This is a genomic window from Streptomyces sp. CA-288835 (assembly GCF_050936385.1).
Taxonomy (GTDB): domain Bacteria; phylum Actinomycetota; class Actinomycetes; order Streptomycetales; family Streptomycetaceae; genus Streptomyces.
Window position 1 is genome coordinate 4,850,192 of sequence record NZ_JBNJMW010000001.1, and the last position, 20,937, is coordinate 4,871,128.

A 20,937-nucleotide genomic window follows, 5' to 3' on the forward strand; every position below is an offset into this window, starting at 1 on the left:
GCGCGAGCCGACATCGATTCGCCGAGTGCCCCGGGATTCGCCGGAGGCCCCAACTTGTGCGTCGGCGTTGCTCGTTCGCATTTGGATCGATAAGCGCGCAGGAAGGCTCATGGACCCGATACGTCTACTGATCGTCGATGACCAGCCGCTGGTGCGGCAGGGGCTGCGTGCCGTTTTCACGCCGCTCGACGACATCACTGTTCTCGGAGAGGCTGCGAACGGCGTCGAGGCACTGGAGCTGATGCGGCGGACCACCCCGGACGTCGTGCTCATGGATGTGAACATGCCCTGGATGAGCGGCTTGGAGGCGACCAGGAGGATCTTCTCCGGCGGCTCGCCCGACACCGCCCCCAAGATCGTCATCCTCACCATGTACGACCAGGACGAGTATGTCTTCGAGGCTCTCAGGGCCGGGGCCAGCGGATTCCTGATCAAGGACTCCTCTCCGGCGCAGCTCGTCGAGGCGGTGCGGGCAGTGGCCGACGGCGGTGCGCTGCTGTCTCCTATGGTCACCCAGCAGCTCATCAGAGAGTTCGTCCGTCGGCCCGTTCTTCCCTCTGCCGCCGGTGCCGAACTGAAGTCCCTGACCGGCCGGGAACTCGATGTATTTCGCCTGATCGTTCAGGGATACGGAAACGCGGTGATAGCGGAGAAGCTCGTCCTGGGGGAAAGCACCGTCAAATCGCATGTACAGCATCTGTACCGAAAACTGGGTGTGCGGGATCGCGTGCAGGTGGTCATCTACGCTTACGAGAACGGTTTGGTCTGACGGTTCCGTGGATGCCGTGGATTTATGGACTCCTCCTCCGGACGGGGGAGGAGGAATTCCCACCGAGTGAGGAAGACGGTCCCCTTCGCTCATCTCTACTGTGGCCGTGTCATTGTGCCCGCAGCCACGGAACAGGAGATTCCTCATGGCCGATCGGATCCTTATCGTCGCCCGTATGGAACCGGAGAAAGCTCGGGAAGTCGCCGCCGTATTCGAGGCTTCCGACCGGACTTCGCTGCCCGCGGACCTCGGGGTGACCCGCCGCGAGCTCTTCCACTATCACGACGACCTCTATTTCCATCTGGTGGAGTTCGAGGGAGAAGCGGACCGCGCCATGGCCGCCGCCCGAGTGCGGGAGGACTTCCAGCAGCTCTGCGCCGATCTGGACCCGCTCATCTCGCCCTACGATCCGGCGACATGGCGCAGTCCGGCGGATGCCATGGCGACTTCCTTCTACCGGTGGACCGCCAAAGAAGGAGTGGAGCACTCCTGACCGGCGCCACATCGGAGCCGTGACCCCTGCGGTGGGCCGCGGCTCCGATGCGTGTGTCAGCCGCGCGCCGCACCCGCCGGGCTGACCGGCTGCGGATCGGCCGGCCGCTCATCCGGCACCGCCTCCTCACGCAGCGGTGACGGCTCGACCCGCAGCAGACGGGCGGCCCAGGCGGGCAGCCACCAGTTCCACTTGCCCATCATCGCCACCGTGGCGGGCACCAGCAGGCCCCGGATGAGGGTGGCGTCGATCAGGATGCCCAGGGCGATACCGGAGGCGAAGATCGACACGTCCAGCTCTCCGCCGGCGGCCATCGAGGCGAACGAGGCGAACAGGATCAGTGCGGCGCAGGTGACCAGCCTGCCGGTTCGTCCGACGCCGTCCACCACTGCGGTCCGAGTGGAACCGGTGCGGTCGTACTCCTCCCGGATGCGGGACAGGATGAACACCTCGTAGTCCATCGAAAGCCCGTACAGGAAGGCGAAGATGGTCACCGGGACGAAGGTTCCGATGGAGCCGTCCGGCTGGATGCCCAGCACGGCCTCGGTGCCCCACCCCCACTGCCACAGGATGACCATCGCGCCCAGTACCGCCCCGAGCGACAGCAGGTTCAGCAGGATCGCCTTCAGGGGCAGGAGCAGCGACCGGAATGCCCGCGCCAGCATCACGAAGGTGACCAGCGACAGCACCGCCAGCATCCAGGGGAAGGCCGAGTAGGTCACGTCCACGTAGTCGAGCTGCTGGGTGACGTTGCCGCCGACCAGAGTGCCGTCCGGCACTCGGTCGACCACCCGGGCGATGGTGTCCTCGCCCGCGGCCGAGCCGCCTTCGTCGCTCGGCAGCACGGTGAGGACCGCGGAGCCGTCCCGGCGCCACTCCTCGTCCTCGGGCGCGGTGACCGCGTACACCCCGTCCGTGGTACGGAGGCCGTCCGCGACCTCTGCCGGATCGGTGCCCTGGGGGACGTAGACGTCGAAGGATGTCAGAGTGCCCGATGGCACACCGCTGTCCGTCAGGGCGGTGAGCCCCGCCCGGCCCGGACCGGAGTCGGCCAGCCGGTCGGTGGTCGGTACCGACAGATTGAGACCGAGCGCCGTGACGGACAGGGCCAGCAGAACCGCACCGCTCGCCGCGGCCGTCAGCCACCGGAAGCGCACCACGTTCCGGGCGACCGCGGTCCAGAAGCGTCCGGCGGACGCCTCCCGCTCGAGTGCGGGGCGGTCCGCGCGCCCGGCCTCCCGGCGGCGCTGGAGGCGTCGGCCCGAGGAACTGAGGAGCAGTGGCAGCAGGGTCAGCGAGATCAGGGCGCTCGCGGCGGTGACCATCATGCCGCCGATGCCGAGGCTGCGGATCAGCGGAATCGGCAGCAGCACCATGGTGACAAGCCCGATGGCGACCGCGCCGGCCGAGAAGACGATGGCGTGCCCGGACGTGGCCATGGCCCGACGGACCGCGTCGTCGCCGTGATGGCCCTTGGCCTCCTCCTCACGCCAGCGGGTGACCAGGATCAGCGCGTAGTCGATCGCGATGCCGACGCCGAGGAGCGGCAGCATGATGACCGTCGTCTCGTGAACGCTGATGAACGGGCTCACGGCGAGCAGCCCCAGGAACGAGACGGGCACCGCGACCAACGCGGTCAGCAGCGGTACGAAGGCCAGGGCGGAACGAAAGACGTACAGCAGCACCGCGATCGCGGCCCCGATGGTGACCAGCAGCTTCACCGGGACGTTGAGACCGCCCTGGTCGGAGCCGGTCGCCAGCGTGTCGAGCCCGGTGACCTGGACCTCGGAATCCTTCGGCAGCTCGTCGCGCATGGCATCCACGATCAGCGGGCCGAGCGCGGGCGCCTCTCCGAGCGCGCTGCCCGGCAGCCCGCCCTGTTCGACGGGACCGCCGAAGACCAGCCCGAAGGTCGTCCTGCCGTCCTCGCCGAGGAACGCCTCGTCCCCGGTGTTGGCATACGACGCGACGCGCGCGTTCACCTTCTCGGCAGCCGCGTCGAAGGCCAGGCCGAGGGCCTCCTTCGCCTCCGGGCTGTCGGCCCGCTGTCCCTCCGGCAGTGTCACGACAGGCACGAAGGGCCGTTCGTAGCCGCCGTTTCCGTACGTCTTCATGATCTGTTGGTTCGCCTCGTACCCGGGCAGGCCGGGGTAGGCGTTGCGCTCGTCCATGTTGGGGATCAGCAGGCCGATGGCGCCCCCTCCGGCGAGCAGCAGCAGGATGACGAGCATCCGAACGAGTCGCTTCCGTCCGAGAACGAATCCGCAGAGTTTCTCCATGCCACCAGGCCATCAGAGAGTTCTTAGGCCGCTCATCGACCGTTCTTAGAGAACTCTGTCAATGTGGCGGCGGCCCTTTGGACCGGCACGAATCGGGCGACACTTGCTGTGTGACCTCAACGACGCTGCGTGTCCTGGTTGTTGACGACGAGAACTATCTGGCGGACCTCGTCGCCACCGCTCTGCGCTACGAAGGGTTCGACACCGCGGTGGCGGGAACCGGAGGAGCCGCCGCCGAACTCGTCGAAGCGTTCCGCCCGCATCTCATCGTGATGGACGTCATGCTGCCGGACGGCTCCGGCATCGATGCCTGTCGCCGGTTGCGGCAGGACGGCTACCAGGCCCCCGTCGTGTTTCTGACGGCCCGTGACGCCACCGAGGACAAGATCGCCGGGCTGACGGTGGGCGGCGACGACTACGTCACCAAACCGTTCAGCCTGGAGGAGCTCATCGCGCGAATCCGCGCGGTGCTGCGCCGGACCTCGCGTCCCGAGGAACGCACCAAGCTCACTTTCGCCGACCTGGAGATCGACGACGAGGCCCATGAGGTGCGCCGGCACGGGGTGCGGGTGGATCTGACGCCGACCGAGTTCAAGCTGCTGCGCTACCTGGTCGCGCATGCGGGGCGCGTCCTGTCGAAGCGTCAGATCCTGGACCACGTATGGGAGTACGACTTCGGAGGCAGTGACGCCGTGGTGCAGACGTACGTCTCCTATCTGCGGCGGAAGATCGACGCCTTCGAACCCACCCTGATCCAGACCGTGCCGCGGATCGGCTACGTCGTACGGATCCAGGAGACGGACACCCGGCGGCGGAAGACCGGACAGCAGGACTCCGAGGTCGGCCGATGACCCTGCGCACCCGGCTGGTCCTGGTGCTCTCCGGGCTGCTGGCCCTCGGCATGGCGCTCTCCGTCGGTGCCACCTTCGGCGCGCTCCAGGACTGGCGTCACGACCAGAACGACGAGGTGCTCGCCGCCGTGTCGGGTCAGCTGCGCGATGACCTGGCCGCGGAGCGGAGCGGCGGGGGGCTCGCTCTGCCCCGCTCTCAGGACCAGCTGACCGGCATCTGGCGGGCATCCGCCGAGAAGGGCGACCTGCCCTCCTTCTTCCAGCTCCGGTCGCGGGACGGCCAGGTGCGCCAGACCTCCGACTTCGGCGCCCGGCCGGATCTGCCCCGCACCCTGCCCTCCGAACTGTGGCCGGACCGGGGCACGGCCGACGACGCCTCCGGAGGCGTGTTCCACCCGGTTCGGGGCCCCGACGGCAGTGAGTGGCTGCTGCACTCCTCCCGGCTCTCCGACGGAATCCTGCTCGTGGGCATGAAGACGACCGTCGCCGGCGAACTGATGCACCGCACCGCGATGGTCGCGGCCACCTCCGCCGTGGTCGCCCTGCTGGCGGTGGTCCTGCTCTCGTGGCGTGCCGTCCGCGCCGGACTGCGTCCGCTGGAGTCGATCGCGGAGACGGCCGGGGCGATCGGTGACGGTGATCTGGCCCGTCGGATCCCGGCCGCCGGACCGCGCACCGAGGTCGGCCGGCTCGGCAGCGCGCTGAACGCGATGCTCGGCCAGATCGAGTCGGCGTTCGACGAACGGCGGCGTACGGAGGAGCGGTTGCGCCGCTTCGTCGCCGACGCCTCGCATGAACTGCGTACACCGGTCACCACCATCCGCGGCTATGCGGAGCTGTTCCGGCGGGGCGCCGCGCATCGGCCCGACGACCTCGCCCAGGCGATGGCCCGGATCGAGTCGGAGGCCCGCCGTATGGGGTCCCTCGTCGAGGAGCTGCTGCTCCTCGCCAAGCTGGACCAGGGCCTGCCGCTGGCGAGGGAATCGGTCGACCTCGGAGCGCTGGCCGCGGAGGCGGTCGACGACGCCCGAGTCCTCGCCCCCGATCGTCTGCTGCTGCTGGAGACCGAGACGGACTCCGGTCCGGTGGTCGTCCGGGGCGACGCGGACCGGCTGCGGCAGGTCCTGGGGAATCTGCTGTCCAACGTTCGGCAGCACACTCCGGACGGGACCGAGGCCCAGGTACGGGTCGGTCGCCGGGACGGGCAGGCCGTGATCGAAGTGGCGGACGGCGGACCGGGCCTCGACGAGGAGCAGGCCCAGCACGTCTTCGAGCGCTTCTACCGCGTCGATGCCTCCCGCGCCCGCGTCCAGACGTCCGACGACGGACCCAAGGAGGGCGTCGGCCTCGGACTGGCCATCGTCGCCGCGGTGGCCAAGGCCCACGGCGGCAGCGCCGAGGTCGACTCGGCCCCCGGCAAGGGCGCGACCTTCCGCGTGCACCTGCCGCTTGAGCACTCCCTCGAGCACTCCTGAGAGTCCACCACGCGCTGCCTGCGGCGCTTACGCAGGGGCAGCGGGACTTCTTTGGGGCGCACACGTATCGGCGTGTGGATCGGGAGGGGTCGTTTCACACGTTGTGGGGTGAGGATCGGTCTGAGGTGGCTGGCTAGTAGCTCGGGGGGTTCTCGGGGTGGGCGGCTGCGGGTTCGTTGTGGCTTGTCGCGCAGTTCCCCGCGCCCCTTACGGGGCGCTCACCTGAACCGGGATTGACATGGGCTTCGAGAAGCAGGACATCGTCTCCTGAGCCCGCCGGGCATGCCGCCGCGGGCCGTGAGGAGTCTCGCCTCACGGCCCGCGGTGGCCACGGCCTGATTGGGGCCGGCAACCGTATCTCCGGCTCAGAGCGTGCGCCTGCCGCTTTCCGGCAGGCCGAGGACCGCCGCCGAGTTGAAGCCGCCCTCGCCCCTGGCCACCACGAGAGCGGTGCGCAGTCCGGCGTTCTCCCGGGCGGCGGTGACCAGCTCCAGGTCGTCGCCGGGGCGCGCGGTCAGGTTCACCGACGGTGGGACGGTGTTGTGTGCCAGGGCGAGAGCCGCCCAGGAGAGGTCCAGTGCGGCACCTCCCGAACACAGCCTGCCGGTGGCCGACTTGGGCACCGCGACCGGCACAGCCCGCCTGCCGAAGACCTCCACCAGGGCGTCCGACTCCCGGCGGTCGAGCAGCGGATCGCCCGCTCCGTCGGCGAAGACCACATCGATCTGATCCGGCGTCAGACCGGCCCGTGCGACCGCCTCGCGGATCGCCCGCGCCAGCTGCCGGTGATCCGGCGCGGGCTGTGTCGGATGGTGCGCGTCATGCGTCGACGCCGTACCGAGCACCTCGGCATACGGCGCGGGTGCGCCTCTGCGGGCGGCCCACTCGGCGTCCTCGACCACGAGCATCGCGCCGCCCTCGCCCGGCACGTACCCAGGACTGTCCGCCGCGAACGGCCGGTAGGCCGTCGCCGGTTCCGGATCCCGGCTGAGCGTGGCCCGGTTCGCCTGACAGGCCATGGCGTACGGGGACAGCGGGGCCTCAGTCCCGCCGACCACGACCGCTCCCGTACCGCGCGCGATCAGCCGCCGTGCCTGGGCCAGGGCGTCGACCCCGCCCGCGCCGTCCGCGACAAGCACCCCGCAGGCGCCCTTGAGCTGGTCGCGGATGGAGAGCTGGCCGCTGCTCGCCGCGTAGAACCATCCGATCGACTGGTACGCCGTGACCGCGCTGGGCCCCTTGCTCCACAGGTTGTGGATCTCCCGCTGGCCGAAGGCGTTCCCGCCGGAGGCACTGGCCGTGACCACGGACAGCTCGAAGGGGTCGTGCCGGTGCGGATCGAGCGCGGCGTCCTCGAAGGCCAGCCGGCCGGCGGCCAGGGCCATCCAGGTCCACCGGTCGGTCTGCACCCGCAACTTGCTCTCGACTGACGCGTTCTCGTCGAACCCGGTCACCCGGCCGGCCAGCGGCGAGGGCAGCTTCGACGTGTCGAACTCCTGGATCGGGCCGATCCGGCAGACCCGTTCCAAGGTGTGCTTCCAGTGCTCGGTGACGCCGATACCGGTGGGGGCGACCACACCGATCCCGGTGATGACACTGCGCCGACGTACGGTCATGCCGCACCGTCCTTCACCGTCTTCGAGAACACCATCGCCGACTGGAAGCCGCCGAAGCCGCTGCCCACCGACAGCGCGTGGTCGACTCTGGTCTCCCGAGCGGTCAACGGCGTGTAGTCCAGAGGGCATTCAGGGTCGGGCGTGGTGAGGTTGGCCGTGGGCGGCACCACCCCGCGGTCGATGGCCAGTGCACAGGCCGCCATCTCGATCGAGCCGATCGCCCCCAGCGAGTGCCCGATCACCGACTTGATCGAGCTGATCGGCACCCGCCGGACGGCATCTCCGAGCGCGTGCAGATAGGCGGCCGTCTCATGCCGGTCGTTCTGCTTGGTGCCGGAGCCGTGGGCGCTGATGTACCCGAGGTCGTCGCAGTTCAGCCGCGCCTGCCCCATGACGTCCTTGACCGCCTCGCCCAGCTCGAACCCGTCCGGGCGCAGCCCTGTCATATGGAAGCCGTTGGCCCGCGCGGCGTAGCCGGCGATCCCGCAGTAGATCCGCGCTCCGCGGGCCTTGGCGTGCTCGTACTCCTCCACGATCAGTACCGCGCAGCCCTCGCCGAGTACGAAGCCCTTCCGGCCGGCGTCGAAGGGCCGTGATGCCAGCTCGGGAGTGTCGTTCAGCGGGCTGGTGGCCCGGATCGCATCGAAGCAGGCCACGGTGATCGGCGTGATCGGGGCGTCCGAGGCGCCCGCGATCATGACATCCGCCTCGCCGTCCTCGATCAACCGCAGAGCGTGCCCGATGGCGTCGATCCCCGAGGTGCAGCCGGTGGACACCACCGCCGCCGGTCCGTGCACGCCGAAGCGCACGGCGAGTTCGGTGGCGGCGCTGGACGGCACCAGTGCCTGGTAGAGGAAGGGCATCGCGTGCTGCGGGTCGACCTCCCACTCCCGGGCGTGATCGCTGACGACCACGTACTCCTCTTCCAGGGTGATCGAGGCGCCGACGGCCGAGCCGAGACAGACCCCGACCCGTTCCGCGTCCGCCGCCGCGAGATCGAGCCCGGAGTCCTCGACGGCCTCCGCGGCCGAGGCGAGCGCGAACTGGGCGAACCGGTCCGTGCGGCGGATCTCCCGTGGCGTCAGCCCGTGTGCGACCGGGTCGAAGTCGCACTCCGCGGCGATACGCGACCGGAAGGGACTCGGATCAAAGGCGGTGACCGTACGGATCGCGGACTTTCCGCTGACGATCCGGTCCCAGAACTCCTCCCTCCCCGCACCGCCGGGGGCGATCACGCCGATGCCGGTGACGACGGCCCTGCGTGTCCGTTCGCCGGACATCAAGTGCCCCCCGGACCGGTCAGGGCCGCGGTGAGGGCCTCGTCCGCGGACGGCGCCGGGTCGCCCGGGCCCGGCTCGGTGTCCACATGGCCGAGGTGCGGCTCCGGAGCGAGCGGGCCGATCTGGAAGACGACCAGTGCCTGCTCGTCGCCCGTGTTGGTCAGCCGGTGCCGGACGTTGCGCGGTATGTGCAGCGCCTGTTCCGCGCCAACCGTGACGGGCTCGCCGTCCAGGTCGACCCGGAGTTCACCGCGGGCCACGAACAGGTACTCCTCGGAGTAGGGGTGGTAGTGCTCCGAGACGCCCTCGCCCGGCTTCAGGCGGACCGCACCGCAGAAGCCGGCGGACGTTCCCGCGTTCGGCGGCGCCAGCAGGGTGCGCAGGTCGCCGCCGCGCCGGGTGTTCGACGGCACGTCGTCCATGCCCACCACGCGGCACCGGGCCCGCTCCACCCGCTGTTTGATCAGCTGCATCTGTACCGCCGAATTGCGGTTGATGCGCTCGGTCATCGCCGCCGTGTCCACCGGGGCGTCCGGCTTCATGTGGAAGTCCTGGACCCAGCGCATCCGGGTGCTGTCCGGGCCCAGCTCCTCGTAGGTCCAGGTGATGTTCATGAACTCGAACGGTCCGGTCTCCACCCGTCGGGCCCTGACCGTCCGTGCGTCCTTGTCCCAGTGGCGTTCCGAGACCCAGGACCACACCCGATCCTGCTCGTCGGGGTGCATGGTCAGCCGGAATGTGGCCGAGGTGGGGGTCTCCTCCAGGATGTCGACGCTCGCGTACTCGGAGAACAGGTCGGGCCAGCGGCGCAGATCGTTCGTCCGGTCCCAGACGAAGCCGAAGGGGGCGTCGATATCGATGAAGTTGTCGGTGTGGCCGATCACTACGTGTCTCCGTCCTCAGGCCGCTGCGGAAAGGCGGGCGTCGAGAAGTCGCTCGACGTCGGCGGGCGTGCTCTCCGGCGTGATCTCCTCCTCGATGTCTATGCCGTAGCGGCTGTTGATCCGGCTGGCCAGTTCGACGCGGGCCAGCGAGTCCAGGTCGAGGGCCTCGAAGGACTTGCCGAACGCCGACTCACCCAGGTCCGGGTCGAGGCCGACAGCGGCGAGCATGGCGGTCAGTTCACTCCGTACGGTTTCCAAGGTGCTCATGTCTCTTCTCCTTCGCCGGCCGTGCCGGCTGACGGTGTCGTGGATACGGCGTGCTCGGTCGACGAGGCCGACGCAGTCGACGTATGGATGTGAAAGCGCAGCGAGCGGGCTTCGGTGAAGCAGTCGCGCATCGGCTTCACCAGGTCCCGGTGTTCCGGGGACCTCTCCCAGGTCTCGAAGTCCGCGATGTCGCGCCACTCGCTGGTGATGAGCCACTGCTCCGGATCGGTGGCGGACTGGCAGACCTGGTCCTTCACATGACCGGGAACGCCCGTGGCCACCAGGAACCGGATCTTGTCGTAGGCGTCCAGGAACTCCTGCCGCCGTTCGGCGGGGACGCGGATCAGGAAGACCACCCGGGCCTTGGACACGCTCACCGGGCCGGCCTTCCGGCGCCGGGAGGTGGCCCGCCCGCCAGCGCGGAGCTGAAGCCGAACTTCCCGACGACGGGCACCACACCGCCGTACAGTCCGTCGGACTCCGTGCCGGTGAGGAACCGGACGGCGCGGCCGACCAGTTCGGCCTCCACCGTGAGCGCGGGGTCGACGTGCGGCATCTCCTTGCGCATCTCGGGGGTCTCGACCAGGGTCAGCGAGATCAGGTTGGCGTGGATCCCACGGTTCTTGACCTCGTGGGCCATCGAGCGCATCCAGGTGGTCAGGGCCGCCTTGCTGGCGGCGTACGAGGACATCGCGGCGAGCGGCTCAGCAGCCAGCGGAGTGCCGAAGTAGACCAGTCGTCCGCCCTCGCTCAGGTGGGGCAGGACCGCCTGGGTGGCGACCACCGCCGACAGGAAGTTGGCCTTCAGCTGTTCCTCGTACGCGGATACGTCGGTGAGCATCACCGGGCCCACCGAGAAGCTGCCCACGAGATGCACCAGGCCGTCCAGCCGGCCGAACCGGTGCACCGCCTCGGCTGCCGCGTGCTGAGCGCCCTCCGGCTGCGTGGCGTCGGTCGGCAGAGTCCCGACCGTTCCGGAACCGCCGAAGGCGGCGGCCAGTTCGGCGAGCCGGTTCTCGTTCCGGCCGGTGAGCAGCAGCTGGTCACCGCGGTCGGCGAGGCACCGCACCGTGGCCTCGCCCAGTCGGCCGGTCGCGCCGGTGACCAGCAGGGTCCGGGGGGCGCTCACGCGTCCTGCTCGAAGACGGCGACCCGGGTGGTGACGTGCTCCATCATCGCCTTCTGGAAGAACGCCCTGGCCCCGGCCGGCGAGCTCATGTCGCGGGGCTCGACCAGGAACTCGTCGAGCTTGCGCTCCAGTTCCTGGATGGCGGGCTGCCTGGCCAGGTGGGCCATCACCCGGGGAAGGCTGCCGTCGATCTCCATCATGCGGACGACCAGGCCGTCCTTCATGAAGATCGAGGTACCGAGCAGCCGCGCCCCGTCGGGCGTGACCCACTCCGGTGGCGTGTAGTTGGCGAGCAGGTCCTTGACCACGGCCTCGGTGCCGGGCTTGACCCGGAAGCTGATCGCGTAACGCTCCATCGCAGATCTCTCCTCACGAGATGACACGGAAGGGGATGGCACGGAACGGGATGTGCCGACCGGCGGGTAACCGGCTGCGGCCAGCCTGCCGTTCGGGCCGCGCCCGGGTCTTCCAGCGGCCGGGCGAGATTCGCTCTCCCCACCCGGGGGGAGCTCTCCTCCCTCCGCACGGGGTCCTCCACCCAGGGGCGGGGCTCTCCTCCCGGCGGTGGTCGGCCGGTTCGTCCCCGCGCGGGAAGACGCCGGTCGTGCCGTCGCCCTAGCGTTCGGGGCAGTGCGGCGCGGCCTTCCCCCCGTCGCGCCGTACTGCTTCGGCGTGCACGCCCCGTACTGCTTCTGCCTGCAGCCGCGCGCTGCATCCCGTGCCGATTCCACGTGAGGAGACGCAATGACCCACGACCGCGAGGAGGTCATCGTCATGGGCGGTGGAATCGCCGGGCTGACCACCGTGTTGGCCCTGCGAGCCGCCGGCATCCCCGCGAAGGCGTACGAACGGGCCCCGGCGCTGGGCGCGGCGGCGGCCGGCAACGGTCTGGTCGTCTGGCACAACGCAGTGCTCGCGCTGCGCACCATCGGCCTGGACAAGCACCTGGACGCGATCGGGGCCGAACTCCACCGCTACCGGTTCCGGTCCCGGCGCAGCGGCACACTCGCCGACTGGTCCATCGAGCAGGGTGCCCGTCGGTACGGTGTCCCGGCCTATACGGTGAGCCGTCCCGCTCTGCACGGCATGCTCACCGACCTGGTCGGCGACGACCTGGTGCTCGGCGCCAGGTGTACGGACTTCACCGAGGACACCGACGGGGTGACGGTGCGGTTCGAGGACGGCCGTACGATCCGCGGCCCGCTGCTCATCGGGGCCGACGGCCTGCGCTCAACGGTCCGGCACCGCCTGATGCCGTACGAGCCACCGCCCCGCTACGCGGGAATGACGGCCTGTCAGGGGATCGTCGACCTGCCTCTCGACCAGGTTCCTGCCGGAGTGTTCGTCAACACCTTCGGAGAGGGAAGTTTCTTCGTCCACTACCGCCTCGACGACAACGCGGTCTACTGGGACGCCGTGCTCAGCGACCGCATCGGACGCGACCTCGGCCGGACGGCCACCTCCCTCGGACTCGGCGTCCGGGAAGCTCTGCTACGGGAGTTCGGCCACTGGCCGGACCCCGTACCGGCTCTGATCGAAGCCACCGCGGAACCCGAGATCCTGCCCGTGGACATCTTCGACCGGGACCCGGTACCCCGCTGGAGCACCGACCGCGTCACGCTCGTCGGCGACGCCGCGCAGCCGATGACCTTCAACCTCGGCCAGGGGGCCAACCAGGCCATGGAAGGAGCGGTCGTACTCGCCCAGTGCCTGTCCGGTACGCCCGCCGACGACGTGCCCACCGCGCTCGCCGTCTACGAGCGACGCCGCAGGGACCGTGCCGTACGCATCGCCCGCCGCTCCCGGGCCAACGGAGTGCTCAGCCGCTGGCAGAACCCGGCCGTGTGCCTGCTGCGCGACGCCTTCATGCGGGTGGCCTTCGACCGGCTGGTGTACCGCAAGACCTACGAACTCACCATGGACACCGACCTGGTCCCAGGACCACAGACGGCGGCGTGAGCCCTCGCCTGCACAGCCGGTGCGCCCCAGACAACAGGCCCCAGACAACGGGCCCCAGGCAACAGGCCTCCGACAACGGGAGAACACCCATGACCACCCAAGTCCGCCCCACCAGTGGGGTCAGCCGGACCGCCGTCATCATCGCGCAGGCTCGGGCGACCGAGGACGCCCGGCCCGACCGGCTGTTCACCGACCCGTACGCGCAGTCCTTCGTCGACGCCGTCGGATGGATCCAGGTCGCCGAGGCGGGCCGCCTCAACCAAGGACACTTCGTCCTGCGCACCCGCTTCTTCGACGACTACTTCCGGGCCGCCGCGCAGGCCGGCTGCCGTCAGGCCGTCCTGGTCGCGGCGGGCCTGGACACCCGGGCCTTCCGCCTTGACTGGCCGGACGGCTTCCGGCTCTTCGAGATCGATCTGCCCGGGCTGATGGCCTTCAAGGAGGCCGTACTGGGAGTGCGCGAGGCCCGCCCGGCCTGCGACCGGACAGCGGTACGGGCCGACCTCCGCGATGACTGGCCCGCCGCGCTGCTCACCGCCGGCTTCGATCCACAGCAGCCGACCGCCTGGCTGGTCGAGGGCCTGATGATGTATCTGGAACCGGCCGACAACGACCTTCTGCTCGACCGCATCGGATCGCTCTCGGCTCCGGGCAGCCGACTGGCGATCGAGCACATCAACCAGGCTTACACCGAACTTCCGCAGATGAGGGCGGTGCACGAGCGGCTGCGCAAGGTCGGCGCCGAATGGCGCTCCACGGTCGAGGACCCGCGCACGTGGCTTGCCCAGCACGGGTGGGCGGCGACCGTGGTACCGCAGACCGAACTCGCCGCCCGCCACGGTCGTCCGGTCCCCGAGCTGACCGACCCGGAACGTGTCGGTGCCGCCCGGATGTGGCTGGCCGAGGCGGTCCGAACCGACGCGGCGGAGAGCGCCGCAGCAGGAGGGGGCTGACATGCGTATCGCCATCACCGGGTCCATCGCCACCGACCACTTGATGACCTTTCCCGGCCGTATTACGGAGCTGCTGATCCCCGACCGGCTGCACACGCTGTCACTGTCGTTTCTCGTCGACAGCCTCGAGACGCGCCGTGGCGGGGCCGCGGCCAACATCGCCTACGGGCTCGGCCTGCTCGGCCTGGATCCCCTGCTGGTCGGCGCGGTGGGAGGCGACTTCGCCGACTACGGGATCTGGCTGAAGGAACACGGCGTCGACACCTCCGGAGTGCGGGTGTCGGCCCGGCAGCCAACAGCCCGCTTCGTCTGCATGACGGACCAGGACTCCAACCAGATCGCCTCCTTCCATCCCGGCGCGATGGCCGAGGCACGCGACATCGACCTCCGGCAGCTCCTGACAGGAGATCAGGACATCGGCCTTGTCGTCGTCTCACCCGATGACCCCGAAGCCATGCGGCTCCACACCGAGCAGTGCCGGGAACTCGGCGTGCCCTTCGCGGCGGATCCGTCCCAGCAACTTGCCCGCCTGACCGGCGCCGAGGTCCGTGAACTCGTGCACGGCGCCCGATGGCTCTTCACCAACGAGTACGAATCCGCCCTCCTCCTGGAGCGCACCGGATGGTGCGGCCAAGAGGTGCTCGGCCGGGTCGGCGCGTGGGTCACCACCCTCGGCGCGGGCGGCGTACGCATCGAGAGCGCCGATGGGCGCAGCACTACGGTGCCCACCGTCCCGGGAGTGCCGGTGGCGGATCCCACGGGGGTGGGCGACGCCTTTCGCGCGGGGTTCCTGGCCGCCTGTGGCTGGGGTCATTCCCCCGCCGTCGCAGCGCGCCTGGGATGCGTGCTGGCGGCCGAGGCGCTGGGCGGCCTCGGATCGCAGGATTACGAACTCACGCCGCGGCGCCTGCTCACCACTCTGGCCTCCGCCTACGACCACCGGACGGCACAAGGGCTCGTACGGGATCTGCGGCACGTCGGGCGAACGCGGACGACGGACGCCCGCCGGGGCATGGCCGACGCTCGTCGGGCATCGGCCGTGGCGACATCGAGTTGATGCGGTACGGCGGCCGGTCCGTCGGAGCAGGGACCGACACCGCGTGAAGGAGGAGGCATCCCGCTGCGCTGCGCGGTCGTGCCCGCATGCTTCATCGGGCCAAGGAGCAGTCTCCGCATTTCGTGCCCGTCGGCGTGCGGTAGAAGAGGCAGCAGCTGCGGCGGCGGAAGGTCAGGGCGGGGCCGGTGAAGTGGCCGGTGCCGGTCAGGCGTCCGGTGGCCAGGAGGTCGGTGGTGAGTTCGGTGAGCGGGCCGCGCAGGGCCGGCCGTGCCGTCAGGAGTACCTGGGCTGTCCCGGCCAGTGCGGAGGCGGTGTTTCCGTCCAGGAGGCGGGGGGAGATCTTGACCCGGAGCCCGGCGGCCAGCGCGTTCAGGTGCTGCTCGACCACCAACTCGTACAGCGCCTCGGTGAGGTGCGGGATCCGGTCGGCGTACCAGCCGGTGGGGGCGGGCAGCCGCAGGGTGGGGCCGTCGTCGGCGCGGTGCAGCCCGGCCAGGTCGGGGACGATGCCGTTCAGGAGCGTGCAGGCCAGGACCGGGGACCACAGGCGTGCGGCGTGTCCGAGCTGGGCGATGGAGACGCCGATGCGTGCCTCGCGGGTGTCGTAGCGGTCGGCAACCGCCTCCGCGAGGTCGGTGAAACCGCGGGCGTAGGCGTCGGTGACGGGATGCCAGCCCTGGCCCGGTCCGCCCACGGCCAGGGTGAAGAATCCTCCGAGAGCCGCCGCGTCCTCCAGGGCTGCGGCGACGGCCTCGGCGGGCGCGCGAGCGGATGCGGGTGTAGGTGCGGTCATGACTGCGCGGCCCCCTGTCGCTGTCCGGGCGGGCGGTCTCCGGTCAGGTCGCTGCCGGAAAGCAGCGTCACCTGGGGCAGGCCGGTGCGGGGATGTTCGGTGACGTCCGCCTCGACGCGGTAGACGTCGGCCAGCAGGGCGGGGGTGAGGACGTCCCGTGGTGCGCCGTGGGCGACCACATGTCCGGCCTCCATCACGCAGAGGCGGTCGCAGAACGACGCGGCGAGGTTGAGGTCGTGCAGCGCGACCACGGCGGTGACCCCGAGGCGGCGGACGAGCCGGAGTGCGTCGAGCTGGTGGCGCAGGTCGAGGTGGTTGGTGGGCTCGTCCAGCACCATCGTCCCGGCCCGCTGGGCGAGCGCGCGGGCGATCAGGACGCGCTGCTTCTCCCCGCCCGACAGCCGCTCGAAGGGTGCCTCGGCCAGGTCGGCGGCGTCGAGTTCCGACAAGGCCGCCGTGACGATGGCGCGGTCGTCGGCGTCGTCGCCCGCGAAGGGGCGCTTGTGCGGGGTGCGGCCCATGGCCACCACCTCGTACACGGTGAGCTCGAAGTCCCCGGCGTGCTCCTGCAAAACGGCCGCCAGGTGCCGGGCCAGCCGCTTGCCGGGCATCCGCCAGACGTCCGCCCCGTCCAGCAGCACCCGTCCCGAGGTGGGACGCAGCGCGCGGTAGACGGTCCGCAGCAACGTGGACTTGCCGGCGCCGTTCGGGCCGACGAGCCCGACCATCTCCCCGGCAGACACCGTCAGGGACACCTGGTTCACCAGCGGCGTGCCGTCGACGACCACCGACACGTCGTCGATGTCCAAGGCCCCGGGTGCCGCTTCCGGCCGTACGGTCATCGTGCCCTCCTGCGCATCAGCCAGAGGAAGAACGGGCCGCCGACCAGGGCGGTGAGGATGCCGACGGGGATCTCCTCGGGATTCATGAGGGTGCGTGCGGCCAGGTCGGCGGCGATCAGGAAGGCCGCGCCGAGCAGGGCCGCGGCCGGGAGCGCACGGCGGTGGTCGGCCCCGACCAGGAGTCGTACGACGTGGGGCAGGATCAGGCCGACGAAGCCGATCTGGCCGCTGACCGCGACGATCGTGCCGATCATCAGCGCGACCACGGTGAACAGCGCGGCCCGGAAGCGGTGGACGTCCAGGCCGAGGGCTGCGGCGGCCTCCTCCCCGGCGAGCAGCAGGTTCAGCGGACGGCTCACGCCGAGCAGGACGGCCGTGCCGAGCAGGACCGCGCCGGCCGGGATCCACACCATCGTCCAGGTGGTGCCGGCCAGTCCGCCGAGCATCCAACGCAGCGCCGACTGCGTCTTGTGGGGGTCGTTGGAGGTGACCACGAGGAAACTCGCCACGGCCGACAGCACCTCGGCCATCGCCACGCCCGCCAGTACCAGCCGCACGGTGGTCATCCGTCCGCCGGAGCGGGCCAGGAAGTACACCGCGACCAGGGCCGCCAGCGCGCCGCAGAACGCCGCCAGCGGCAGCGAGAAGGCGCCGAACAGCGTCACGTTGAAGACGAGGACCAGCACCGCGCCGACGCTCGCCCCCGACGACACGCCCAGCAGCATCGGATCGGCGAGCGGGTTACGGACCAGGGCCTGCAACGCCATCCCCGCCACCGACAGTCCGGCTCCCACCACCGCGCACAGCAGCACGCGCGGCAGCCGGACGTCAGTGACGATCGTCTCGCGCACCGGGGGCCAGGTCGGTTCGACCAGGGCGGGGTGCACCTGGTGGAGGAGGATGCCCCACACCTCCCCGGCCGGGATGGTGACCGAACCGGCCGCGATCCCGAACGTCGCCGCCACCGCCACCAAGGCGCCCAGCCCGACCAGCACCAAGGCGTAGGGGAGCCTGCGGCGGCCGCCGGTCACGGACTGCGCTGCCCCAGCGCCGGGAGAGCTCTTGCCGACCGCCTCGGCAGCCCTGGGCGCGCTGCCCGCGCCGTCCTTCTCGGCGTCTCGACCGGCGGCGGCCGGCTCCGTCACACCGGTCACCGGAAGCGGTCCGGGTGGAGCTGACGGGCCAGCGCCTCCACGGCCGCGGGCACCCGTACGCCCAGGACGGTGGAGGACAGCGGCAGCACCGCGAACCGCTGGTTCTTGATGGCGGGTACGTCCTTCAGCGCCGGGTTGGCGAGCAGGAACTCCTTCTTCTGCGCCACGGTCTGGTCGCCGTAGTCGTAGATGACGATGACTTCGGGCGCCCGCTCGGCCACCTGCTCGAACGACACGTCACCGAAGGGCTTGTCGAGCTCGGCGAAGAGGTTGACCCCGCCGGCCCGCTCGATCATGTCGTTGCCGATGCCCGCACCGCCCGCGGTGAAGGCGGTCTTGTCGCCGCTGTCGTAGACGAACAGCTTGACCGGCTCGACGCCCTCGAGCCGCTCCTCCACCTCGTCCAGGGTGGCGTGCAGCCGCTCGATCTGCCGCTCGGCCCGCGCCGGGACGCCGAAGACCTTGGCGACCTCGCGGATCTCCTTGTCCATCAAGGTCATGGTCACCGGCCCGGACGGGCACTCCTCGAGGTTGAGGCGGGTGTTGATGCCGGCCTTGGTGAAGGCGTCACGGGAGCGGCCCTCCTTCTCGTCGAAGGTGGAGGCCCAGCCGCCGTAGACGAAGTCGGGCTCGGCGGCCAGCAGCGTCTCGTACGACGGGTACTCCTTCGACAGCACCTTGACCTTGTCGTAGGCAGCCCGGTACTCGGGGAGGATCTCGTCATCGAGATAGCCCGTGCCGACCATCGACTTCTCCAACCCGAGCGCCAGCATCACCTCGGTCGCGTGCTGGTTCAGCGACACCGCGCGCTGCGGCGGGCGCTGAAACGTCGTCTTCACCCCGCAGTTGGACACGGTGACCGGGAAGCCCTTCGCGGCCGGGCCCTTGGCGCCACCGGCGTTGTCCTGGGCGCTTGTGCCGCATCCGGAGATCAGCAGAGCTGTGGCCATGGCCAGCAGGTAGGACAGCGGGCGTCGGCCCGTCATAGGGAGTTCCTCTCGTACGGGTGCTACGGACGGTCGGCGCGCGGACGGTCGGCGCGCGGGCTGCCGGTCTCAGGAGACCGCGCGGCGCCGAGGCGGAGTGAAGGCGTAGAGGTCGAGGATCTCGGGCCGGGGAGCGATGCCGGGGCCGCCCGCCCGCACCCAGGCGGCGATGTCCTCGGTCGCGGCCGGGTCGTTGACCAGGCCGAGCCAGACCGGCCGCGCCCCGGCGGCCCGTCCGGCGGCGGAGGGCTGTACGACGATCACGTTCGCCTGATCGCACACGTCCAGGCAGGCGGAGACGCGTACGGGGGCGGCCTCACGGAGGCGCGCGGTCTGCGCCGTGTGATCGACGCCGGTCACCTTGGGGCTGCCGCAGCAGCAGTCCCGGCACACGACGACCCGGCACGGCACCGGGCCGGGCGGTCTCGCCTCGACCGGTCCTCTGCCCTCCGGGCTCTCGTACGCCTCCTCGGCCGGCCTCACGGGCATGCCGAACCACCCTCCTCCGGGGAAATCCGCCCCGGGTTCGTCGAGGAGGCGACCGCGTGAGTCTCCTGGCTCTCGGGTCGAAGCTCGTCCCGGCCTTCCCACCCGCCTTCGGGCAGTGGCCTGTTCGGGATCCGCTCGCCGATCACAGTGGCGGGACCGCACCGGATTCACACCGGCTTCCTCGTCCGCCGTCGCCTTGTCGCCGAGCATCATCGCATCTGGAACACGGCGCGTCATCAGGGCCGTACCTAGGGGGTGTTACGCCTCTTGCCCGACAGCCTCTTGCCCGACAAGCGAAGCTGACGCGCACTCTGTGGCGCTTCCGGGAACGCCCGCTTTCGGCGAGGAAGGCTTCCCCGCTCGGGTCGTCACCCGAAGTCCTGGCAAGTTTGGGCTAGATGAGAAGGCCTCCGAAGAGACCGGGCCGCGCGGCATCACGTCGCGCTGCGCTCGCTCGCCTCTCTCATGCCCCGCTCCACGGCCCGGTTCTGCGCGGTGTCCGGCTGTCCCGCCGCGCTGCCCGGACGTCCGGCGCGGAGCAGTCCGCTCCAGTTCTCCCGGCTCCAGTCGGCCGGTCCGGTGGTACGCGTGAACTCCTCGACGAGGGAGAGGAACCGCGCGGGGTCGGTGTGGAACGGGAAGTGCCCGGCCCCCTCGAAGATCTCCAGGCGGCTGCCGGGCATCGCCTCGTGCGCCCCGTACGCATGCCGTACGGGCACCACGCTGTCCCGGTCGCCCCATATCAGCATCGTGGGCATGCCCTCGGTGAGGTAGCAGCGGTCGAGCATGGTCACCACCTGGCCGCGCCAGTCGACCACGGCGCGCAGGGTACGGATGAAGGCGCTGCGCGAGGTCGCGTCGGGAAGCGCGTCCACGAGGGTGAGCAACTCTGGTGCGTCCTGGCCCAGATCGGTGTCGAGGAGTCGCATCAGGTGGGCGAACAGGCGTGCTTGCACACCCATGCCGGGCAGGCGCAGCGCGGAGAGCATCAGATGGGCGCCGGGCAGCGACACCGCCCGCAGGACGGGATTCACCTCGCGGCCCACGCCGCCCGCACTGACCAGGATCAGCCGCTCCGTGCGCTCCGGGAACTGGTACGCGAACTGCATGGCGACGCCGCCGCCGAGCGAGTGCCCGACCAGCGTGGCCTGTTCGATGTCGAGCGTGGACAGCAGGTCGCGCACCCCGTTCGCGTACGCGGCGACCGAGTAGTCGGCCCGGGGCTTCTCCGAGGCGCCGTGGCCGAGCAGGTCGGGGGCGATCACCGTGTGGGTGCGGGCGAGGTCGGGGATGAGCTCGGCCCAGGTCGCCGAGGAGTCGCCGATGCCGTGGATCAGGACGAGTACCGGGCCCTGGCCTGCCATGCGGTAGGCACGGCGGTAGCCGTGCACGACGCGGTGGTGCAGCCGTAGTTCTCCGTCGCCCACCGGCCGCAGCCGCATGGTGCGCCGCGGGCGCTGTCGCGGGACGTCGACCACCGGCTCACCTCCCGTTCCGGGCCGCGGAAAATACGGCTCCAGGCGCTCGGTTCCAGCGTAGGGCCCTTGTCCCACAAGGGATTTCGGCGAGGTTTCGCCTCCGCTAACCGCGCGAACCGACATGTACGGAAAGGGCGTTGTCAGTGGCGGACGGCAAGCTGGATCGTCGAGTGAGTGCTGGCG

21 protein-coding genes, 1 pseudogene and 1 riboswitch are annotated in these 20,937 nt (G+C 70.4%); of the genes and pseudogenes, 8 read left to right on the forward strand and 14 right to left on the reverse strand.

Going from position 1 to position 20,937, the window contains the following annotated elements:
• Window positions 1–109: 109 nt before the first annotated feature.
• A complete protein-coding gene (locus ACQEVY_RS21770; RefSeq protein ID WP_432950989.1) occupies window positions 110–769 on the forward strand; it encodes a response regulator in 660 nt (219 codons plus the stop codon).
• A 145-nt stretch (window positions 770–914) separates the two neighbouring features.
• A complete protein-coding gene (locus ACQEVY_RS21775) occupies window positions 915–1,262 on the forward strand; it encodes a TcmI family type II polyketide cyclase (protein WP_432950991.1) in 348 nt (115 codons plus the stop codon).
• A gap of 56 nt (window positions 1,263–1,318) precedes the next feature.
• Here ACQEVY_RS21775 and ACQEVY_RS21780 read toward each other — a convergent pair whose 3' ends face one another.
• Window positions 1,319–3,493, reverse strand: coding sequence for an MMPL family transporter (locus ACQEVY_RS21780; RefSeq protein ID WP_432950993.1), 2,175 nt, complete (start codon window positions 3,491–3,493; stop codon window positions 1,319–1,321).
• Window positions 3,494–3,651: 158 nt separating this feature from the next.
• On the opposite strand from ACQEVY_RS21780, the gene ACQEVY_RS21785 reads away from it, so the two are divergent.
• From ACQEVY_RS21785 to ACQEVY_RS21795, 3 genes and pseudogenes are all read left to right on the forward strand, one after another.
• Complete coding sequence (locus ACQEVY_RS21785; protein WP_432950995.1) at window positions 3,652–4,392, forward strand: response regulator transcription factor; 741 nt, start codon at window positions 3,652–3,654, stop codon at window positions 4,390–4,392.
• Entirely contained in the window at window positions 4,389–5,867 is a 1,479-nt protein-coding gene (locus ACQEVY_RS21790) for a HAMP domain-containing sensor histidine kinase (RefSeq protein ID WP_432950997.1), read from the forward strand. The genes ACQEVY_RS21785 and ACQEVY_RS21790 overlap by 4 nt, the downstream gene beginning before the upstream one ends.
• A gap of 14 nt (window positions 5,868–5,881) precedes the next feature.
• A pseudogene (locus ACQEVY_RS21795) lies at window positions 5,882–6,004 on the forward strand (hypothetical protein); the annotation flags it as partial.
• A 228-nt stretch (window positions 6,005–6,232) separates the two neighbouring features.
• On the opposite strand, the gene ACQEVY_RS21800 reads toward ACQEVY_RS21795, so the two are convergent.
• From ACQEVY_RS21800 to ACQEVY_RS21830, 7 genes are read right to left on the reverse strand one after another with little or no spacing between them, the layout of a single operon-like run.
• Window positions 6,233–7,483, reverse strand: coding sequence for a beta-ketoacyl synthase N-terminal-like domain-containing protein (locus ACQEVY_RS21800; protein ID WP_432950999.1), 1,251 nt, complete (start codon window positions 7,481–7,483; stop codon window positions 6,233–6,235).
• Window positions 7,480–8,763, reverse strand: a complete 1,284-nt coding sequence (locus ACQEVY_RS21805; RefSeq protein ID WP_432951002.1) for a beta-ketoacyl-[acyl-carrier-protein] synthase family protein — start codon at window positions 8,761–8,763, stop codon at window positions 7,480–7,482. The genes ACQEVY_RS21800 and ACQEVY_RS21805 overlap by 4 nt, the downstream gene beginning before the upstream one ends.
• Window positions 8,763–9,647 (reverse strand): cupin domain-containing protein, encoded by an 885-nt coding sequence (locus tag ACQEVY_RS21810; protein ID WP_432951004.1) that lies wholly within the window; start codon window positions 9,645–9,647, stop codon window positions 8,763–8,765. The genes ACQEVY_RS21805 and ACQEVY_RS21810 overlap by 1 nt, the downstream gene beginning before the upstream one ends.
• A 15-nt stretch (window positions 9,648–9,662) precedes the next feature.
• On the reverse strand, window positions 9,663–9,914 hold the full coding sequence (locus tag ACQEVY_RS21815) for a phosphopantetheine-binding protein (protein ID WP_432951006.1): 252 nt from the start codon (window positions 9,912–9,914) through the stop codon (window positions 9,663–9,665).
• Entirely contained in the window at window positions 9,911–10,291 is a 381-nt protein-coding gene (locus ACQEVY_RS21820; protein WP_432951008.1) for an antibiotic biosynthesis monooxygenase family protein, read from the reverse strand. The genes ACQEVY_RS21815 and ACQEVY_RS21820 overlap by 4 nt, the downstream gene beginning before the upstream one ends.
• A complete protein-coding gene (locus ACQEVY_RS21825) occupies window positions 10,288–11,043 on the reverse strand; it encodes an SDR family oxidoreductase (protein WP_432951010.1) in 756 nt (251 codons plus the stop codon). Before ACQEVY_RS21825 ends, ACQEVY_RS21820 begins: the two co-directional genes overlap by 4 nt.
• The gene (locus ACQEVY_RS21830) at window positions 11,040–11,399 is read right to left on the reverse strand and encodes a SchA/CurD-like domain-containing protein (protein ID WP_328770068.1); all 360 of its coding nucleotides are present in this window, start codon (window positions 11,397–11,399) and stop codon (window positions 11,040–11,042) included. Before ACQEVY_RS21830 ends, ACQEVY_RS21825 begins: the two co-directional genes overlap by 4 nt.
• A 388-nt stretch (window positions 11,400–11,787) precedes the next feature.
• On the opposite strand from ACQEVY_RS21830, the gene ACQEVY_RS21835 reads away from it, so the two are divergent.
• The 3 genes from ACQEVY_RS21835 (at window position 11,788) to ACQEVY_RS21845 (ending at window position 15,012) form a co-directional block, all read left to right on the forward strand.
• Entirely contained in the window at window positions 11,788–13,002 is a 1,215-nt protein-coding gene (locus ACQEVY_RS21835) for an FAD-dependent oxidoreductase (RefSeq protein ID WP_432951012.1), read from the forward strand.
• Between the two features lie 89 nt (window positions 13,003–13,091).
• Window positions 13,092–13,955 carry an SAM-dependent methyltransferase gene (locus ACQEVY_RS21840; protein ID WP_432951014.1) on the forward strand — a complete coding sequence of 288 codons (864 nt, stop codon included), beginning with the start codon at window positions 13,092–13,094 and terminating at the stop codon, window positions 13,953–13,955.
• 1 nt (window position 13,956) lies between these two features.
• The gene (locus ACQEVY_RS21845; RefSeq protein ID WP_432951016.1) at window positions 13,957–15,012 is read left to right on the forward strand and encodes a carbohydrate kinase family protein; all 1,056 of its coding nucleotides are present in this window, start codon (window positions 13,957–13,959) and stop codon (window positions 15,010–15,012) included.
• A 91-nt stretch (window positions 15,013–15,103) separates the two neighbouring features.
• On the opposite strand, the gene ACQEVY_RS21850 is transcribed toward ACQEVY_RS21845, so the two are convergent.
• The 6 genes from ACQEVY_RS21850 to ACQEVY_RS21875 all read right to left on the reverse strand — a co-directional run bounded on the left by ACQEVY_RS21850 (window position 15,104) and on the right by ACQEVY_RS21875 (window position 20,754).
• Complete coding sequence (locus ACQEVY_RS21850; protein WP_432951018.1) at window positions 15,104–15,805, reverse strand: (2Fe-2S)-binding protein; 702 nt, start codon at window positions 15,803–15,805, stop codon at window positions 15,104–15,106.
• On the reverse strand, window positions 15,802–16,647 hold the full coding sequence (locus tag ACQEVY_RS21855) for an ABC transporter ATP-binding protein (RefSeq protein WP_432951020.1): 846 nt from the start codon (window positions 16,645–16,647) through the stop codon (window positions 15,802–15,804). The genes ACQEVY_RS21850 and ACQEVY_RS21855 overlap by 4 nt, the downstream gene beginning before the upstream one ends.
• Window positions 16,644–17,678, reverse strand: a complete 1,035-nt coding sequence (locus tag ACQEVY_RS21860; protein ID WP_432955332.1) for a FecCD family ABC transporter permease — start codon at window positions 17,676–17,678, stop codon at window positions 16,644–16,646. Before ACQEVY_RS21860 ends, ACQEVY_RS21855 begins: the two co-directional genes overlap by 4 nt.
• 119 nt (window positions 17,679–17,797) lie before the next feature.
• Window positions 17,798–18,787 (reverse strand): ABC transporter substrate-binding protein, encoded by a 990-nt coding sequence (locus tag ACQEVY_RS21865; RefSeq protein WP_432951022.1) that lies wholly within the window; start codon window positions 18,785–18,787, stop codon window positions 17,798–17,800.
• 69 nt (window positions 18,788–18,856) lie between these two features.
• The gene (locus tag ACQEVY_RS21870) at window positions 18,857–19,276 is read right to left on the reverse strand and encodes a (2Fe-2S) ferredoxin domain-containing protein (RefSeq protein WP_432951023.1); all 420 of its coding nucleotides are present in this window, start codon (window positions 19,274–19,276) and stop codon (window positions 18,857–18,859) included.
• 38 nt (window positions 19,277–19,314) lie between these two features.
• Window positions 19,315–19,503: riboswitch (cobalamin riboswitch) on the reverse strand.
• A gap of 207 nt (window positions 19,504–19,710) precedes the next feature.
• Window positions 19,711–20,754, reverse strand: a complete 1,044-nt coding sequence (locus tag ACQEVY_RS21875; RefSeq protein WP_432951025.1) for an alpha/beta fold hydrolase — start codon at window positions 20,752–20,754, stop codon at window positions 19,711–19,713.
• Window positions 20,755–20,937 lie beyond the last annotated feature (183 nt).

Bases quoted from the DNA above. Each gene is read 5' to 3' on its own strand.
- ACQEVY_RS21790 (WP_432950997.1), top strand. From the start codon at position 4,389: ATGACCCTGCGCACCCGGCTGGTCCTGGTGCTCTCCGGGCTGCTGGCC.
- ACQEVY_RS21775 (WP_432950991.1), top strand. From the start codon at position 915: ATGGCCGATCGGATCCTTATCGTCGCCCGTATGGAACCGGAGAAAGCT.
- ACQEVY_RS21865 (WP_432951022.1), bottom strand. From the start codon at position 18,787: ATGACGGGCCGACGCCCGCTGTCCTACCTGCTGGCCATGGCCACAGCT.
- ACQEVY_RS21780 (WP_432950993.1), bottom strand. From the start codon at position 3,493: ATGCTCGTCATCCTGCTGCTGCTCGCCGGAGGGGGCGCCATCGGCCTG.
- ACQEVY_RS21840 (WP_432951014.1), top strand. From the start codon at position 13,092: ATGACCACCCAAGTCCGCCCCACCAGTGGGGTCAGCCGGACCGCCGTC.
- ACQEVY_RS21815 (WP_432951006.1), bottom strand. From the start codon at position 9,914: ATGAGCACCTTGGAAACCGTACGGAGTGAACTGACCGCCATGCTCGCC.
- ACQEVY_RS21845 (WP_432951016.1), top strand. From the start codon at position 13,957: ATGCGTATCGCCATCACCGGGTCCATCGCCACCGACCACTTGATGACC.
- ACQEVY_RS21830 (WP_328770068.1), bottom strand. From the start codon at position 11,399: ATGGAGCGTTACGCGATCAGCTTCCGGGTCAAGCCCGGCACCGAGGCC.
- ACQEVY_RS21850 (WP_432951018.1), bottom strand. From the start codon at position 15,805: ATGACCGCACCTACACCCGCATCCGCTCGCGCGCCCGCCGAGGCCGTC.
- ACQEVY_RS21870 (WP_432951023.1), bottom strand. From the start codon at position 19,276: ATGCCCGTGAGGCCGGCCGAGGAGGCGTACGAGAGCCCGGAGGGCAGA.
- ACQEVY_RS21770 (WP_432950989.1), top strand. From the start codon at position 110: ATGGACCCGATACGTCTACTGATCGTCGATGACCAGCCGCTGGTGCGG.
- ACQEVY_RS21805 (WP_432951002.1), bottom strand. From the start codon at position 8,763: ATGTCCGGCGAACGGACACGCAGGGCCGTCGTCACCGGCATCGGCGTG.
- ACQEVY_RS21800 (WP_432950999.1), bottom strand. From the start codon at position 7,483: ATGACCGTACGTCGGCGCAGTGTCATCACCGGGATCGGTGTGGTCGCC.
- ACQEVY_RS21835 (WP_432951012.1), top strand. From the start codon at position 11,788: ATGACCCACGACCGCGAGGAGGTCATCGTCATGGGCGGTGGAATCGCC.
- ACQEVY_RS21855 (WP_432951020.1), bottom strand. From the start codon at position 16,647: ATGACCGTACGGCCGGAAGCGGCACCCGGGGCCTTGGACATCGACGAC.